The following is a 16,263-nucleotide window of genomic DNA, read 5'->3' as shown; positions in this document are numbered from 1 at the left end:
CGTCGTTCGGAGACCCGTGCGGGTCAGTGGCCCTCTTCGGCCAGCTTCTTGATGCCGTCCTGGACGATCTGCTCCGCCTCGGCGGCGTCGCCCCAGGCCTCGACCTTGACCCACTTGTTGGGCTCGAGGTCCTTGTAGCGCTCGAAGAAGTGCTTGATCTCGTTCTTGGTCTGCTCGGGGACGTCCGAGATGTCCTGGATGTGCTGCCAGCGCGGGTCCTTCGCGGGGACCACGATCACCTTGGCGTCGGAGCCGGCCTCGTCGCTCATGTTGAGCACGCCGACCGGGCGGACGGAGACGCCCACGCCCGGGAAGACGGGGTACTCGAGCAGCACCAGCGCGTCGACGGGGTCGCCGTCGAGGCCGAGGGTGTTCTCGAAGTAGCCGTAGTCCGTCGGGTAGACGAAGGAGGTGAAGAGCACGCGGTCGAGGTAGACGCGACCGGTCTCGTGATCGACCTCGTACTTGTTGCGGCTGCCCTTGGGGATCTCTACGACGACGTCGTATGCGGCCATGTTCGCTCCTTGAGTCGGTGGCGCCGCGGGCGGCGCATCGGCGGGTCGGACCGGCCGGGGGAGTGCGTGCGGACGCGCGCGCTCGCAGGCCGGATCGCTGGCCTAACGTTACTTGATGTGCCCGATCGCCCCCGCCTGACTCCCGCCGTCGCCGACATCCGGCGCGCGGTGCGCGCGAGCCTCGACGAGCTCGACCCGGAGGCCCTGGTGCTCGTCGCACTGAGCGGCGGAGCCGACTCGCTGGCCCTCGCGGCGGCGGTCGCCTTCGAGGCCGAGCGCGGCGGTCGGCGGGCCGGCGCGGTGATCGTCGACCACGGTCTCCAGGACGGATCAGCGGAGGTCGCGCGACGCGCGGCGCAGCAGGCGCACACCCTCGGTCTCGCCCCCGTGCTCCGCGAGGTCGTGTCGGTGCTGCCGGGCGGAGACGGTCCGGAGGCGGCGGCGCGCACGGCGAGGTACCGCGCCTTCGACGACGCGGTCGAGGCGACGGGTGCCGCGGCGGTCCTCCTCGGGCACACCCTCGACGACCAGGCCGAGACGGTGCTCCTCGGGCTGGCCCGGGGCGCGGGCGCCGCGAGTCTGCACGGCATGGCGGCCGTGAGCGGGGTGCTGCGGCGTCCTCTGCTCGGGATCCGCCGCGCGAGCACCGTGGCGGCCTGCGCCGACGCCGGCCTCGAGCCGTGGAGCGATCCGCACAACGACGACCCGCGCTACACCCGTGTCCGCGTGCGCCGCTCGGTGCTGCCGGTACTCGAGGACGAGCTCGGCCCGGGAGTCGCCGAGGCACTCGCCCGCACGGCGGACCAGCTCCGCGAGGACGGCGACGCGCTCGACGCGATGGCGCTGGACTGGGCGCTCGAGCTCGTCGGCCAGAACGACGAGGGCCACGTCACGGTCGACGCCCGCGGCCTGGCCGCCGATCCGCCGGCGCTGCGCCAGCGCATCATCCGCCTCGTCGTGCAGAACGAATTCGGCGTCGCCCTCTCCCGCACCCAGACCCTCGCCGTCGCCGCCCTCGTCACCGACTGGCACGGCCAGAAGGGCGTCGACCTCCCCGGCGTCCGCGCCACCCGGGTCTCCGCAACTCTCGTCTTCGCCCCCGTGTGATCCCCCCGCCGCGAGATGCCACTTGTGCACGCGACACGCCGTGGAAGGCGTGCACAAGTGGCATCTCGCGGAGGGGTGCAGGGCGCCGCCGCCCGTAGAGTGGCCGGGTGGAAGCAGCCGACATCGCCGACGACATCACCGAGGTCCTCTTCACCGAGGCCGAGATCCACGAGCGGATCCGCGACCTGGCCCGCGCCATCGAGCGCGACTACGCCGGCGAGAACCTGCTCATCGTGGGGGTGCTCCGCGGCGCCGTGATGGTGATGGCGGACCTCGCCCGCGAGCTCAAGCTCGACATCGTGATGGACTGGATGGCCGTCTCCTCCTACGGCAGCAGCACGAAGTCCTCCGGCGTGGTGCGGATCCTCAAGGACCTCGACACCGACATCACCGACCGCAAGGTGCTGATCGTCGAGGACATCATCGACTCCGGCCTCACGCTCTCCTGGCTGCAGGGCAACCTGCGCAGCCGCGGCGCGGAGTCCGTCGAGATCTGCGCGCTCTTCCGCAAGCCCCGCGCCGCCAAGGTCGAGGTCGACGTCGCCTACGTGGGCTTCGACATCCCGAACGACTTCGTCATCGGCTACGGCCTCGACTACGCCGAGCGCTACCGCAACCTCCGCGATGTCGCGATCCTCGCTCCCCACGTCTACGCCTGACCGGTCCGGGGCCGTCGCCCGCGCGGACGCGGCGCAGTCGAGCCTCGAGCGGCTCTTCGCGGTGCCGGTGCTCGGCTACCACACGAGCTACCCGACGTCGCTGCGCGCGGATCTCGAGTTCGACTACTGGTGGCTCGCGCACGCGATCGACGCCGCCGTCGACGCGTTCGAGCGCACCGGCGACACCGAGCACCTCGAGCGTGCTTCGCGGATCCACCGCGCCGTCCGGCTCCGCAACGGCGGCCGGCTGGTCAACGGCTACTTCGACGACATGATGTGGCTCGGCGGCGCGCTGGCCCGCCTCGGCGAGGCGACGGGGGAGGGCCGCTGGCTCGACCGCGCGGACCGGCTCTGGCGCTTCGCGGTCGCGCGCGGCTGGAACCTCCGGCACGGCGCGAGCCTCGCCTGGCGCCGCCGCCAGCTCGACTACAAGAACGCGCCGGCGAACGGGCCGTTCGCGATCCTCGGCGCCCGGCTGGAGCGCCTCCGCCCGGACGGCCGCGAGGAGCTGGCCCGCGCCGCCTTCGACTGGCTGCACGTGCGCCTGCGCGACGACGACACCGGCTTCGTCGCCGACGGCATCGGCCGCGAGGGCGGCTCGGCCCGCGACGACTGGGCGTTCAGCTACAACCACGGCGTCTACATCGGCGCAGCGCTCGCAGTGCACCGGCTGCGCCCGGATGCACGGCTGCTCGCGCACGCCTCCCGGACCGCCGACGATCTGCTCACGCGCCTCGCACCCGACGGCGTCTTCGTCGACCAGGGTGCGGGCGACGGCGCGCTCTTCGGCGGCATCGCCTACCGGCACCTGGTCGACCTCGCGACGGCGGACGGGGTCGATGCCGTGTCCGCCACGCGGATCCGCCGCTTCGTCACCGGCAGCGTCGACGCCCTCTGGCGCTCGAGCGAGCGCGGCGGGATCCTGCTCGCCGGGCCGCGCTGGGACGCCCCGCCGACCCTGCCCGCGACGCTCTCGGCCGAGCTCGGCGCGGTCCTCGCGACGGAGGCGGCGGCGACCCTCGAGCGGCGCACGGTGCGGGAGCCGGCGCCCGGCACAGCAGACTGAGAGCGTGAGAGCCCCTTCCGCGAGATCCACGGCCGCGCAACCCGTGGTCGCCGTCGTCATCAATCCGAGCAAGTTCGACGACGTCGGCGCCGCGCAGGACGTGGTCGCCACGGTCGCCCGCCGCGCCGGCTGGCGCGAGCCGCTCTGGTTCGAGACCAGCGTCGACGACTCCGGAGCCGGAGCCGCGCGGGCCGCGCTGGAGTCGGGCGCCGACCTCGTCTGCGCGATGGGCGGCGACGGCACCGTGCGCGCGGTCGCCTCGGTGCTGCGCGGCACGTCGGTTCCCTACGGACTGCTGCCCAGCGGCACCGGCAACCTGCTCGCCCGCAACCTCGGGATCCCGCTCGGCGCGCTCGCCGACGCGGTCGAGATCGCGCTGCTCGGGCAGGACCGGGCGATCGACGTCGGCACGGCGACCTTCGACGACGGCGAGGAGCGCGTCTTCATGGTGATGGGCGGCGTGGGCCTGGACGCCGAGATCATGGACAAGACCGACGACGAGCTGAAGAAGCGCGTCGGCTGGGGCGCCTACGTCGCGGCGGGCGCCGAGGTGATGTTCAAGGCCGGCTTCGAGGTGACGCTGACCATCGACGGGAAGCCGGAGCCGCCGACCCGCACCCTCATGGTGCTGGCCTGCAACTGCAGCTCGGTCGTGGCGAACATCGAGCTCGCCGCCGGCGCGGTCCTCGACGACGGCGACCTCGAGCTGGTGCTGCTGCGCCGCCGCTTCGGCCTCGCCCTCGACGTCGCGACCGGCAACCGCAACGGCCTCGCGTCCCTGCACCAGTGGCCGGGACGCGAGTTCTCCTTCTCGCTCGACCAGCCCGTGCTCGCCGAGCTCGACGGCGACCCGATCGGCCGCACCACGAGCGGCCGCTTCAGCGTCGACCCCGGCGCGCTGCTCGTCCGCCTGCCCGTGCCGACCCCGAAGAGCCCGGGCCTCACCCCGCACGACACCCTCGTGATCGACACCACCGAGATCGCGACGATCCTCGCCGCCGACCCCGACGGAGCCTGAGACCCGCTCGCCGGCCGCGGTGGATCTCGATACGCCCGCTGCGCGGGCTGCTCGATCAGCATGCGGACGCCGGGCCGCTCGATCGGCATGACCGAGGCGAGGCCAGCGCCGTCCCATGCTGGTCGAGTAGCCCCGGAGGGGCGTATCGAGACCCGACGTCGTCAGCAGGGAGGTCTGCAGACTTCCCTCCTGGCCACGGTGGATCTCGATACGCCCGCTGCGCGGGCTACTCGATCAGCATGCAGGCGACGCGGGTCGCCGGATCAGCATGCCCGGGCCGACGTCCGCGCCGTCCCATGCTGGTCGAGTAGCCCCGGAGGGGCGTATCGAGAACCCGCGTCGTCAGCAATGGTGAGGTGCCTTCCCCTGTCTCCTTTACGGATGTAATGTAAGTTACGAACGTAAAGGAGGCACCATGGCCGACCCCCGCCTCGCCCGCTCTCGCGAGCAGCTGATCGCCGCGATCACGGTCGCGCTCGATCACCCCGGCGACGAGCAGCCGTCGATCACCGACCTCTGCTCGGCCGCCCGCGTCAGCCGGCCGACGTTCTACCAGCACTTCGGCGACGTGCCCTCGCTGGTCGAGGCCGCCGCGCTCGAGCGGATGCACGCGCTGTTCGCCGCCGTCGTGCCGCCCTCGCCGCAGGACGACTGGGAGACCGCGGTGCCCCGCGTCGTCCGCGGCCTGCTCTCGGGGCTGCTCGAGCACGCCGACTTCCACCGCCGCGCGCTGAGCGGTGGCACCGCCCGCTCCGTCCAGGAGTCGGTCGTCGCCTTCCTCGCCCAGCGGCTGCTCGCCTTCTCGCCGCTGGCCGCGCAGGAGGCGGGCGATCGCGCCCGGGTCGAGCGCTTCGCCGTCTTCCTCGCCGCCGGGACCGTCTGGCTCGTCGTCGGCTGGCTGCTCGACGGCGACGACCGCCGCCCGGTCGCCTCCGCCTCGGCCGAGATCGCCGAGCTCCTCGTCACCGGAGTCGCATCGCCGCGGCTCACCGCCCCCGCCACCGACTCCTCGAAGTAGAAGGACCATGCCCGCCTCCGCCGCCCGCCGCTCACCCCGGCTCCTCCACCGTCTGCGCTCCGTCTCCCCGCGCCTCGTCGTCGTCTTCTCCGCGATCGCGCTCATCCCGCTGATCTACGCGGGCCTACTGACCTCGGCGAACCTCGACCCGACCCACCACCTCGACTCGGTCCCCGCGGCGGTCGTGAACGAGGACACCGGCGCGACCGCCGCCGACGGCTCGGCCCTCGCGCTCGGCGACGCGCTGACCGACGAGCTGACGACGAGCACCTCCGCCTCGAACTTCGACTGGACGCGGACCGACGCCGACGAGGCCGCGAGCGAGCTCGCCTCCGGAGCCGTCTACGCGGTGCTGACCGTGCCGGCCGGCTTCTCGGCCGACGTCGCCTCCGTCGGCGGGGACGACCCCTCGGCGGCGACCGCGGCCCGGCTGTCGATCGCGACGAACGACGGCGCCAACCTGATCGTCGGCAACATCGCCGCGACGATCGGCACCACGGTCACGCAGACCCTCGAGAAGCAGGTCAGCGAGGAGTACCTGAAGAACGTCTACGTCGGCTTCACGGACGTGCACGACAGCCTCGAGCAGGCCGCCGACGGCGCGACGCAGCTCGCCGACGGCGCGGCCACCGCGTCGAGCGGCTCGGACGAGCTCGTCGTCGGCCTCGAGCAGCTGCAGGACGGCACCGCGCAGCTCGCCACCGGGGCGGATTCGCTCCGCAACGGGGCCGACTCCGCTGCGGATGGAGCGGCGACCCTCTCCTCCGGGCTTCAGCAGCTCGCCGCCGGGACGTCCGCGCTGCCGTCGTCCGCCGCCGCGCTGAACGCCGGCGCGCAGTCGGTCGCCACGGGTGCGCAGTCGCTCGACGGTGGAGCCGCGGACCTGGCGACCGGAGCGGCGACCCTCGCCGACGGCACCGCCGCTCTGTCCTCCGGAGCGGCGACGGCCGCGACCGGCGCGCAGTCCCTCGCCGACGGCGCGTCCTCCGTCTCCGACGGCGCGACGGCGGCGCTCGCCGGCGCCGGGACGCTGCGCGACGGCTCGGCGGCGCTGGCCGCGAGCACTCCCGCCCTGGCCACCGGAGCGGCGACGGTCGACACCGGCCTCCGGTCGCTGATCGCGGGCTACGGCACTCTCACCGACACCCAGCGCCTCGCCCTCCTCACGCAGCTCGAGTCGGGAGCCGCCGGAGTCTCGACCGGAGCGACCGCCGCGGACCAGGGCGCGCAGACCCTCGCCGCCGGGTCCTCGGCGCTCGTCGGCGACTCCTCGGGCGGGCTGACCGCGCTCGCCGCGGGCGCCGCGTCCGTGTCCTCCGGAGCCGCCGACCTCACGGCCGGCGTGCAGTCGCTCGCCTCCGGAGCCGCGTCCGCCGACTCCGGCGCGCAGTCGCTCAGCACCGGGGCGCAGTCCCTCGCGACCGGCGCCGCCTCCCTCGACTCCGGAGCGGCGCAGGTCGCCGCCGGCACCGGCACCCTCGCCGGCAGCGTCGGCCCGCTGACGACCGGCCTCGACTCCGCCGCGAGCGGGGCCGGCGCGCTCGCCTCGGGCACCGCCTCGCTCGCCTCCGGCTCCGACGCCCTCGCCACCGGTGCCGACACCGCGGCGCAGGGCTCCGCGGACGCCGCGACCGGCGCGGGCAGCCTCGCCTCGGGGGTCGACTCCCTCGCCTCCGGTTCCGAGACGCTGTCCGGGAAGCTGGCCGACGGGGCCGCCGACGTCCCGTCCTACACGGCGGACCAGGCGGACGCGCTCAGCGCCGTCGCCGCGGCCCCCGTCGCGCTCGACACCGAGCGCCTGAACCGCGTGCCCGAGTACGGCTCCGGACTCGCTCCGTACTTCATGGCCCTCGCGCTCTGGGTCGGTGCCCTCGCCTTCTACCTGATGAGCGCGCCGCTGAGCGAGCGCCTGCTCGCCGCCCGCCGGCCCGCCTGGGTGATCGCGCTGCGCAGCTACCTCCCCGGCGCGCTGATGGCGGTGGCGCAGGGCGTGCTCGCCGCGCTGGTGATCCGCTTCGGCGTCGGCGTCGAGATGGCGCAGCTCCCGGTGCTGATGGGGATCGCGGTCCTCACCAGCCTGACCTTCGTCGCGATCAACCAGGCGCTGATCGCCCTGCTCGACGCGCCCGGCCGCTTCCTCGCGCTGCTGCTGATCGTGCTCCAGCTCTCCTCGGCCGGCGGCACCTACCCGATCGAGACGGCGCCCGCCTTCTTCCAGGCCGTGCACGGAGTGCTGCCGCTGACCTACACGGTCGAGGCGTTCCGCTCCCTGATCGCGGGCGGCAGCATCGGCGTCGCGAACGCCGTGCTGGTGCTCTCGCTCTGGCTGGTCGGCGCCCTCGCCGTCACCGTGCTGGCCGCCGCCCGCCGCCGCCGCGGCCTGACCCCGGCGCTGCGCGACCCGGAGCCCCTCCTCGAGACGGCGTGACCGGAGCGGCCCAGCTGGGCGACCGCGCACGACTCATGCTGGTCGAGTAGCCGCGCAGCGGCGTATCGAGACCCGCCGTCCCCAGCAGGGCGGTCTGCAGACTCGTCTTCTGACGCCGGTGGATCTCGATACGCCCGCTCCGCGGGCTACTCGATCAGCATGGAGCGGACCCGCTGCGCGGGCTGCTCGATCAGCAGGGGGCGGACCCGCTCCGCGCTGCTCGATCGGCATGGAGCGGACCCGCTGCGCGGGCTGCTCGATCAGCATGCAGGCAGCGTCCGGAGCCCGTCCCGCGCGCCGAGCACCCGCCGCCCCGCGCCCAGCCCGCGCTTCCTCCGCCCAGGGCGAACGCGTGGCGCGCGCTCAGAGAGCGGGAGGTAGCCTGACACTCACATTTCCTCGTCAGAAAGGTGCCGGGCCTGCGCCCGCAACATTCATGAACGTCAAGCGCATCTTCCGGGGTCCCATTCTCTACGTCGTCCTCGCGATCGTGGCCGTCTGGATCGGCTCCTCGCTGATCACGATGTCGGGCTTCCGGCAGATCAGCACGCAGGAGGGGCTCCAGCTCCTCTCCGACGGCAAGGTCGACTCCGCGAAGATCGTCGACGGCGAGCAGCGCGTCGACCTGACCCTCGCGCAGGACGACGGCGACAACGGCAAGCAGGTGCAGTTCTACTACGTGGCACCGCGCGGCGCCGAGGTCGTGGACGCGGTCACCACCGCTGCCCCGTCCGACGGCTACGACGACGAGGTCCCGCAGACCAACTGGTTCCTCTCCGCTCTCGGCTTCCTCCTCCCGATCCTCCTGATCGGCGCGTTCTTCTGGCTGATGCTCTCGGGCATGCAGGGCGGCGGCAACCGCGTCATGCAGTTCGGCAAGTCGAAGGCGAAGCTCGTCTCGAAGGAGTCGCCCAAGGTCACGTTCGGCGACGTCGCCGGCGCCGACGAGGCGATCGAGGAGCTGCACGAGATCAAGGAGTTCCTCAAGGAGCCCGCCAAGTTCCAGGCCGTCGGCGCGCGGATCCCGAAGGGCGTCCTGCTCTACGGCCCTCCCGGCACCGGCAAGACCCTGCTGGCCCGCGCCGTCGCGGGTGAGGCGGGCGTCCCCTTCTACTCGATCTCCGGTTCCGACTTCGTCGAGATGTTCGTCGGCGTCGGCGCGAGCCGCGTCCGCGACCTGTTCCAGCAGGCCAAGGAGAACTCGCCGGCCATCATCTTCGTCGACGAGATCGACGCCGTCGGCCGCCACCGCGGCGCCGGCATGGGCGGCGGCCACGACGAGCGCGAGCAGACCCTCAACCAGCTCCTGGTCGAGATGGACGGCTTCGACGTCAAGACCAACGTCATCCTGATCGCGGCGACCAACCGCCCCGACATCCTCGACCCCGCGCTGCTGCGCCCGGGCCGCTTCGACCGCCAGATCGGCGTCGACGCCCCGGACATGCTCGGCCGCAAGAAGATCCTCGAGGTGCACGGCCGCGGCAAGCCGCTGGCCGGCGGAGTCGACCTCGAGGTCGTCGCCCGCAAGACCCCGGGCTTCACCGGCGCCGACCTCGCGAACGTCCTCAACGAGGCCGCGCTGCTCACCGCCCGCTCCAACGCGCAGCTGATCGACAACCGCGCGCTCGACGAGGCGATCGACCGCGTCATCGCCGGGCCGCAGCGCCGCACGCGCGTCATGCGCGACAAGGAGAAGCTGATCACGGCGTACCACGAGGGCGGCCACGCCCTCGCCGCCGCGGCGATGCGCCACACCGACCCCGTCACCAAGGTCACGATCCTCCCGCGCGGCCGAGCCCTCGGCTACACGATGGTCCTGCCGCTCGAGGACAAGTACTCGACCACCCGCAACGAGCTGCTCGACCAGCTCGCCTACGCCATGGGCGGCCGTGTCGCAGAGGAGATCGTCTTCCACGACCCGACCACCGGCGCCTCGAACGACATCGAGAAGGCGACCTCGATCGCCCGCAAGATGGTCACTGAGTTCGGCATGTCCTCGAACGTGGGCGCCGTGAAGCTCGGCTCCTCCTCGGGCGAGATGTTCCTCGGCCGCGACATGGGCCACCAGCGCGACTACTCCGAGCAGGTCGCCGAGCGCGTCGACCTCGAGACCCGGCAGCTGATCGAGCAGGCGCACGACGAGGCCTGGCAGGTCATCAACGCCAACCGCGACATCCTCGACCGCCTCGCCGCCGACCTCCTCGAGAAGGAGACCCTCGACCACGACCAGCTGGCCGAGATCTTCAAGGACGTCCGCAAGATCGACGAGCGCCCGCAGTGGCTCTCGAGCGACAAGCGCCCGCTCTCCGACCTCCCGCCGATCGCCATGCCGCCGGCCAAGGCGCCGATCGACGCCGGCGCCACCGACGGCGCGGTCGTCTCGGAGAGCTCCGAGCCCGCCGCCCCGCAGCGGCCGCCGCTGATCAACCCGCGCCCGACGACGGCGTAGCAGCACCGTGCCGGTCGACAGGGCGCGCATCGAGGCCGCCGTCGCCGAGCTCCTCGCGGCCATCGGGGAGGACCCGGGCCGCGAGGGGCTCTCGACGACCCCGCAGCGCTTCGCCGACTCGTACGAGGAGTTCTTCGGCGAGTTCGACCTCGACCCCGCCTCGCACCTCGCCGAGACCTTCGCGGTCGTCGAGGAGGGGGAGCAGCCGCCGGCGACCCAGACGGTCGTGGTTCGCGACCTGGCCTTCCGCTCGGTCTGCGAGCACCACCTGCTGCCCTTCGCCGGCGTCGCGCACATCGCCTACCGCGCGGGTGAGCGGGTCGTCGGCCTCGGCAAGCTCCCTCGGGTCGTCGAGACCGTCGCGTCCAGGCCGCAGCTGCAGGAGCGGCTCACCGAGCAGATCGCGGACGTCCTCGACGCCGGCCTCTCGCCCGAGGGCGTCCTGGTCGTCGTCGACGCCGAGCACGGCTGCGTGAGGCTGCGCGGCGCGCGCCAGAGGGCCAGCTCGACCGTCACCGTCGCCGCGCGCGGCACCCTCGCCGACCCCGCCGCGCGCGCCGAGATCATCGCGCTGATCGGCGCCGCCCGGGAGGCCTGACGTGGGCCTCGCCGTCACCGATCTCGCACCCGGCCACCGCGCCGCGCTCCTCGGGATCCTCAACGTCACCCCCGACTCCTTCAGCGACGGCGGTCGCTGGCTGTCCGTCGACGACGCGGTCGAGCACGGACTCGGGATGACCCGCTCGTCCGGCGACGGCCCGGCAGCCTTCGGCGCCGACCTCGTCGACGTCGGCGGGGAGTCGACCCGCCCCGGTGCCGCGCGCGTCGACGCCGCGGCCGAGCAGGGGCGGGTGCTGCCCGTCGTCCGCGCGCTCGCGGCCGAGGGCGTCCGGGTCAGCATCGACACCATGAGCGCCGCGACCGCGGAGGCCGCCCTCGACGCGGGCGCGGTCGTCGTCAACGACGTCTCCGGCGGGCTCGCCGACCCGGCGATGCTCCCGCTGGTCGCGGAGCGCGGAGCGGTCTACATCGCGATGCACTGGCGCGGTCACAGCGCCGGCATGACGGAGCTCGCCTCCTACGCCGACGTGGTCGCCGAGGTTCGCTCCGAGCTCGAGCGCCGCGTGGACGCCGCCCGTGCGGCGGGCATTCGCGACGAGCACCTGATCCTCGACCCCGGACTCGGCTTCGCGAAGGACGGCGGCCACGACTGGGCGCTGCTCGCGCACCTCGACGCGATCGTCTCGCTGGGCCTGCCCGTGCTGGTCGGCCACTCCCGCAAGCGCTTCCTCGCCCCCTTCGCTCCGGCCGGCTCGACCGCGGCGGAGCGCGACGACGTGACGGCGCTGCTGAGTCTCGCCGCCGTCGACCGCGGCGCCTGGGGTGTCCGGGTGCACGACGTCCGCTCGAGCGCCCGCGCCCTCGCGCTCGGCGCCCGCCTCCAGGAGGAGCTCCCGTGACCGACCCCGCCCGCTCCGCCGCCACTCCGCCGACGCTCGACGCCGCCGCGCTCGCGCTGCGCGACTCGATCACCCTCACGGGCCTGCGCGTGCGCGCGCACCACGGCGTCTTCGACTTCGAGCGCGAGAACGGCCAGGACTTCGTCATCGACGCCACGGTCTGGCTCGACCTCGCTCCCGCGGCGAGCGGCGACGCGCTGGCCGAGACGGTGCACTACGGCGAGCTGGCGATCGCCCTCGCCGACGCCGTCACCCGCGACCCGGTCGATCTGATCGAGACCGTCGCCGAGCGCCTGGCCGCGGTCGCGCTGAGCTTCGCCGCCGCCGAGGTGGTGCGGATCACCGTGCACAAGCCCGACGCGCCCATCCCGCTGCCGTTCGACGACGTCGCGGTGCAGATCACCCGGGTCCGCCCGTGAGGCCGCGGCAGCAGCGGCTGCTGCCCGAGCGCCGCGTCGTCCTCGCCCTCGGCAGCAACCTGGGCGACCGGCTCGCGCAGCTGGAGGCCGCCGTCCGCGCGCTCGCGACGACCCCCGGGCTGCGCCTCGACGCGGTCTCGAAGGTGGTCGAGTCGCCGGCCTGGAAGCTCGAGGGCGCCGACGAGGACGCGCCCGCCTACTTCAACGCCGTCGTGATCGGCTCGACGACCCTCGAGCCCGACGACCTGCTCGCCGCCACGGCGGCGATCGAGAGCGCCGGCGGGCGGGTCCGCGGCGAGGGCGAGGAGCGCTGGGGCGACCGCACGCTCGACATCGACCTGATCGCGGTCGGCGGGGTCGTCCGCGACGACGCGCAGCTCACCCTCCCGCACCCCCGCGCCGGTGAGCGCGCCTTCGTGCTCGAGCCGTGGCTCGACGTGGAGCCGCACGCCGTCCTGCCGGGGCGCGGCCCGATCGCCGAGCTGCGTGCCCGCGCGACGGACCGGGTGACCGACCGGCCCGAGGCGATAGCGTGGCGGCGCCCGCGAACCTCCGAGACCGCCCCCGCCCCCGGCCGCACCGACCCCGAGAGCAGCACTCCGTGAAGCGCACCCGCATCAGCTCCCTGCTCGGCCTGGCCCTCGTCGGCGCCGTCGCCGGCTTCCTGATCGACCTGGCCATCGCCTCCGCGGGGCGCCCGGTGCTGATCCCGCCGCTCACCGTCCCGCTCACGCTCGTGGTGGTCGCGGCGCTCGTGATCGGCTTCGCGATCCCGATCCACCGCGCGACCAAGGGGACGCTCCGCCGCCCCATCGACCCGTTCCGCGCGATGCGCGTCGTCGTGCTGGCGAAGGCGTCGAGTCTCGTCGGTGCCCTGCTGCTCGGGGCCTCCGGGGGGGTGCTCGTCTACCTGCTGAGCCGGCCCGTGGTGCCTTCGCTAGGCTCCGTGTGGCAGGACGTGGCCGCCATCGTCGGCGCGATCGTCCTGCTGGTGGCCGGTCTGGTCGCCGAGCACCTGTGCACCATCCCGCCGACCGACGACGACGACCCCGCTGTCGGCGAGGTGAACCACGCCTGACGCCGACGCCCGCTCGGACGCAGGCAGGGAGGACGTCATCATGGCCGACGACCAGGAGGCGACCCCCGCGGCCGCTCCGGAGCCGCTGAGCCCGGAGCCGCCGAGCTCGGAGCCGCTGAGCCGGCGTGAGGCGCGGAGCCGCGAGGCGGCGCTCGAGCAGGAGCGCGAGTCGGTCCGGCCCGTGCGAGACGAGGTTCAGCCGGAGCCGGACGCGGTCCAGCCGGAGCGTGACGCGGTCCGGCCGGAGGGCGTCGGGCTCGACTCCGCCGGACCCGAGCGCGCGACCGGTGGCCGCCTCGACCTGGCCGGTCCGTGGCGGCGCGTGTCGCCGAAGTACGTGGCCGTCGAGGTCGTCTCGGCCGTCGTCTCCAGCGTGGTGCTCCTCGCCGTGCCGACCTTCCTGCTGCTGATCGGCGTCGACTGGGCCTGGATCCTCGTCGTCGCGGCGGCGATCCTCGCCGTCACGCTGCTGATCGTCGCCCCCCGCCGCGCTCGCGCGTACGGCTACCGGCTGCGCGAGGACGACCTGCTCTTCCGCCGCGGCATCATGTTCCAGCGCTTCGTCTCGGTGCCCTACGGCCGCATGCAGCTGATCGACGTCAACCGCGGCCCGCTCGCCCGCGCGCTCGGCCTGGCCGACCTGCGCTTCGTGACCGCCGCCGCGGCGACCGGTGTCAGCATCCCCGGGCTCGTCGACGGCGACGCCGAGGAGCTGCGCGATCGGCTCGTCGAGCTGGCGGAGTCGCGCCGGGCCGGCCTGTGAGCGAGGCTCCTGCGGCCGTCCGCGGCATCGAGACCGACCTCGCCGACGGCGAGTGGCACCGCCTGCATCCCGCGACGCCCGTGCTCAAGGGCGGGATCGGCCTGCTGGTGGTCCTCGGCATCCTGATCACCAACCTCCGCGAGCGCCTGCTCGAGCTCTTCCTCCCCGGCCCGGGCGACTACGAGAGCGGCGACCCGGTCGACGCCCTGATCGATCGCGGGCTGATCGGCTGGGCGCTGCTCGCCGTGGCGGCCGGTCTCGCCGTCGCCGTGTTCGCCTTCTGGCTGTCCTGGCGGATGCACACCTTCCGCATCACCGACGAGATCGTCGAGGTGCGCTCGGGAGTGCTGTTCCGCACCAACCGGCGCGCGCGGCTCGACCGCATCCAGGGCATCGCCGTGCAGCGCCCGCTCTTCGCCCGGCTGTTCGGCGCGGCCAAGCTCGAGGTCAGCGTCGCCGGGCAGGACGCGAACGTGCAGCTCTCCTACCTCGGCTCGCGGCTGGTCGACGCGCTGCGGCGCGACATCCTGCGGCTGGCGTCGGGGGTGCGCGAGCGGGAGGCCGTCGCAGGGGAGGCGCCGGCCGGCGGCTTCCTCGCCCGCCGGCTTGAGGAGTTCGCCGAGCCGGAGGAGCAGGCGCCGCCCGAGTCGGTGGTCTCCATCCCGCCCGGGCGGCTGCTCGGCTCCCTGGTGTTCAGCGGCTTCACCGTGTTCCTGGTGGTGGCGATCGTGGCCGTCGTGCTCACCTCGGTCTACGGCTCGCCCTACGTGCTGATCGCGATCCTGCCCGGCCTGATCGGCTCCGGCAGCTACTACATCCGCCAGTTCGTCCGCTCGCTGCGCTACTCGATCGCCGCGACGCCGGACGGCGTGCGGGTCGGCTACGGCGTGCTCTCGACCAGCAGCGACACCCTGCCGCCCGGCCGGATCCATGCCGTCGAGATCACCCAGCCGCTGCTCTGGCGGCCGTTCGGCTGGTGGCAGGTGAAGATCGACCGGGCCGGCCACGCGGCCTCGCGCGGTGCGAACGGCGAGCCGAACACCACGATCCTCCCGGTCGGCGACCTCGCCGCCGTCGAGCGCGTGCTCGCGCTGCTGCTGCCCGGCGACGACGAGGGCGCCGAGGCGACCCCGGTCGGCGACGCGTTGCGCCGCCGGGACGCCCCCGGCTTCACCAGCGCGCCCCGCTCGGCGATGCTCCTGCGGCCCTTCTCCTGGCGGCGCACCGGCTTCCGGCTGGCGGAGGACGTCGTGGTCCTGCGCAGCGGAGCCGTCTGGCGCCGCGTCACGGTCGTCCCGCTCGCGCGGATGCAGAGCGTCGGTGTGCAGCAGGGGCCGCTGCAGCGGATGCTCGGGCTGGCCTCGGCGCGCGTGCACACGGTCGCCGGCCCGGTCACGCCGCTGGTGCCGGTGATGAGCGTCAGCGACGGAATCGCCTTCTTCGAGAGCGTGGGCCGCGCCGGGACCGCCGCGGCCGAGCGCGACGCCAGCCACCACTGGGGGCGACGGCCCGCCGCCGCTCCGACGCCCCGCGACGCGTGGGCCGCACCCGAGGGGGATCCGTATGCCTGACGCCCGCCGCGACGGACGCCTCGGCGTCGGGATCATCGGCGCCGGACCGGTCGGCCCGGTGCTCGGTGCCGCGCTCGCCAACGCCGGGCACGCCGTGGTCGGCGTCGCCACGACGAGCGACGCCGGTCGCGAGCGCGTCGACGCCCTGCTGCCCGGCGCTCCGGTGCTCGCGATCCCCGATCTCGTCGAGCGGAGCGAGCTGGTGATCATCGCCGTCCCCGGCGCCGAGATCGCGGCCCTCGTGGCGGGCCTCGCCGCGACCGGCGCCTGGCAGCCCGGGCAGCTCGTGCTGCACACCGCCGCTGAGCACGGCTTCGGCGTGCTGGCGCCCGCCCTGGCGTCGGGCGTCATCCCGCTCGCGGTGCACCCGGCGATGACGTTCACCGGCACCAGCCTCGACCTCGCGCGCCTCGCCGAGACCTACTTCGCCGTGACCGCGCCCGGCCCGGTGCTGCCGATCGCACAGGCCCTCGTCGTCGAGATGGGCGGCGAGCCGGTCACCGTCGCGGAGGCGGACCGCCCCGCCTATGCCGAGGCCGTCTCCACCGCCACCACCTTCTCGACCGCCATCGTCGAGCAGGCCGCCGGCCTCCTCGCCGGCATCGGCGTCGACAAGCCCGGCTTCTTCCTCTCCAGCCTCGTCCGCTCCTCCGTCGACGACGCCCTCCGCCGCGCGGCCGGCTGACGCCGCCCCGCCGACGGAGGCGCGCCC

The 16,263-nt window shown here is 74.0% G+C and carries 16 protein-coding genes; 15 read left to right on the top strand and 1 reads right to left on the bottom strand.

The window, feature by feature from the left end:
• Nucleotides 1-23 precede the first annotated feature (23 nt).
• The gene (gene ppa / locus C1I64_RS13645; protein WP_123446811.1) at nucleotides 24-515 is read right to left on the bottom strand and encodes an inorganic diphosphatase; all 492 of its coding nucleotides are present in this window, start codon (nucleotides 513-515) and stop codon (nucleotides 24-26) included.
• Nucleotides 516-632: 117 nt separating this feature from the next.
• Here ppa and tilS point away from each other — a divergent pair, with 117 nt between their 5' ends.
• From tilS to C1I64_RS13570, 15 genes are all read left to right on the top strand, one after another.
• Nucleotides 633-1,622, top strand: a complete 990-nt coding sequence (gene tilS, locus C1I64_RS13640) for a tRNA lysidine(34) synthetase TilS (protein ID WP_127887565.1) — start codon at nucleotides 633-635, stop codon at nucleotides 1,620-1,622.
• 107 nt (nucleotides 1,623-1,729) lie between these two features.
• Nucleotides 1,730-2,281, top strand: a complete 552-nt coding sequence (hpt, locus tag C1I64_RS13635; RefSeq protein ID WP_123446809.1) for a hypoxanthine phosphoribosyltransferase — start codon at nucleotides 1,730-1,732, stop codon at nucleotides 2,279-2,281.
• Nucleotides 2,247-3,347, top strand: a complete 1,101-nt coding sequence (locus C1I64_RS13630; RefSeq protein WP_127887564.1) for a glycoside hydrolase family 76 protein — start codon at nucleotides 2,247-2,249, stop codon at nucleotides 3,345-3,347. Before hpt ends, C1I64_RS13630 begins: the two co-directional genes overlap by 35 nt.
• A gap of 4 nt (nucleotides 3,348-3,351) precedes the next feature.
• Nucleotides 3,352-4,365 carry a diacylglycerol/lipid kinase family protein gene (locus C1I64_RS13625; RefSeq protein WP_164874550.1) on the top strand — a complete coding sequence of 338 codons (1,014 nt, stop codon included), beginning with the start codon at nucleotides 3,352-3,354 and terminating at the stop codon, nucleotides 4,363-4,365.
• A gap of 415 nt (nucleotides 4,366-4,780) precedes the next feature.
• Entirely contained in the window at nucleotides 4,781-5,383 is a 603-nt protein-coding gene (locus tag C1I64_RS13620; protein WP_127887562.1) for a TetR/AcrR family transcriptional regulator, read from the top strand.
• A gap of 7 nt (nucleotides 5,384-5,390) precedes the next feature.
• Nucleotides 5,391-7,811, top strand: a complete 2,421-nt coding sequence (locus C1I64_RS13615; protein WP_127887561.1) for a YhgE/Pip domain-containing protein — start codon at nucleotides 5,391-5,393, stop codon at nucleotides 7,809-7,811.
• Nucleotides 7,812-8,247: 436 nt separating this feature from the next.
• Entirely contained in the window at nucleotides 8,248-10,260 is a 2,013-nt protein-coding gene (ftsH, locus tag C1I64_RS13610) for an ATP-dependent zinc metalloprotease FtsH (protein WP_123705529.1), read from the top strand.
• A gap of 7 nt (nucleotides 10,261-10,267) precedes the next feature.
• Nucleotides 10,268-10,858, top strand: a complete 591-nt coding sequence (gene folE / locus C1I64_RS13605; protein ID WP_123446802.1) for a GTP cyclohydrolase I — start codon at nucleotides 10,268-10,270, stop codon at nucleotides 10,856-10,858.
• Nucleotide 10,859: 1 nt separating this feature from the next.
• On the top strand, nucleotides 10,860-11,720 hold the full coding sequence (gene folP / locus C1I64_RS13600; protein ID WP_127887560.1) for a dihydropteroate synthase: 861 nt from the start codon (nucleotides 10,860-10,862) through the stop codon (nucleotides 11,718-11,720).
• Entirely contained in the window at nucleotides 11,717-12,139 is a 423-nt protein-coding gene (gene folB / locus C1I64_RS13595; protein ID WP_243581149.1) for a dihydroneopterin aldolase, read from the top strand. The genes folP and folB overlap by 4 nt, the downstream gene beginning before the upstream one ends.
• Nucleotides 12,136-12,744: a 2-amino-4-hydroxy-6-hydroxymethyldihydropteridine diphosphokinase gene (gene folK / locus C1I64_RS13590; RefSeq protein ID WP_127887559.1), complete on the top strand. Its 609-nt coding sequence runs from the start codon at nucleotides 12,136-12,138 to the stop codon at nucleotides 12,742-12,744. Before folB ends, folK begins: the two co-directional genes overlap by 4 nt.
• Nucleotides 12,741-13,217, top strand: coding sequence for a DUF3180 domain-containing protein (locus C1I64_RS13585; protein WP_123446799.1), 477 nt, complete (start codon nucleotides 12,741-12,743; stop codon nucleotides 13,215-13,217). The genes folK and C1I64_RS13585 overlap by 4 nt, the downstream gene beginning before the upstream one ends.
• A gap of 301 nt (nucleotides 13,218-13,518) precedes the next feature.
• Nucleotides 13,519-13,980 carry a PH domain-containing protein gene (locus C1I64_RS20885; RefSeq protein ID WP_127888575.1) on the top strand — a complete coding sequence of 154 codons (462 nt, stop codon included), beginning with the start codon at nucleotides 13,519-13,521 and terminating at the stop codon, nucleotides 13,978-13,980.
• Nucleotides 13,977-15,551, top strand: a complete 1,575-nt coding sequence (locus C1I64_RS13575; protein WP_127887558.1) for a PH domain-containing protein — start codon at nucleotides 13,977-13,979, stop codon at nucleotides 15,549-15,551. The genes C1I64_RS20885 and C1I64_RS13575 overlap by 4 nt, the downstream gene beginning before the upstream one ends.
• Nucleotides 15,544-16,236 (top strand): Rossmann-like and DUF2520 domain-containing protein, encoded by a 693-nt coding sequence (locus C1I64_RS13570; protein ID WP_123705524.1) that lies wholly within the window; start codon nucleotides 15,544-15,546, stop codon nucleotides 16,234-16,236. Before C1I64_RS13575 ends, C1I64_RS13570 begins: the two co-directional genes overlap by 8 nt.
• The last annotated feature ends 27 nt before the right edge of the window (nucleotides 16,237-16,263 follow it).

It is taken from the genome of Rathayibacter festucae DSM 15932, from assembly GCF_004011135.1.
Classification (GTDB): Bacteria; Actinomycetota; Actinomycetes; order Actinomycetales; family Microbacteriaceae; genus Rathayibacter; species Rathayibacter festucae.
Note: the sequence above shows the minus strand (reverse complement) of the source record. Positions and strands in the feature narration are given on the sequence as shown.

What these genes read in the sequence shown, in the direction of transcription:
- ppa (WP_123446811.1), bottom strand. Translation starts at nt 515, where the DNA reads ATGGCCGCATACGACGTCGTCGTAGAGATCCCCAAGGGCAGCCGCAAC.
- C1I64_RS13630 (WP_127887564.1), top strand. Translation starts at nt 2,247, where the DNA reads ATGTCGCGATCCTCGCTCCCCACGTCTACGCCTGACCGGTCCGGGGCC.
- C1I64_RS13620 (WP_127887562.1), top strand. Translation starts at nt 4,781, where the DNA reads ATGGCCGACCCCCGCCTCGCCCGCTCTCGCGAGCAGCTGATCGCCGCG.
- C1I64_RS13615 (WP_127887561.1), top strand. Translation starts at nt 5,391, where the DNA reads ATGCCCGCCTCCGCCGCCCGCCGCTCACCCCGGCTCCTCCACCGTCTG.
- ftsH (WP_123705529.1), top strand. Translation starts at nt 8,248, where the DNA reads ATGAACGTCAAGCGCATCTTCCGGGGTCCCATTCTCTACGTCGTCCTC.
- C1I64_RS13570 (WP_123705524.1), top strand. Translation starts at nt 15,544, where the DNA reads ATGCCTGACGCCCGCCGCGACGGACGCCTCGGCGTCGGGATCATCGGC.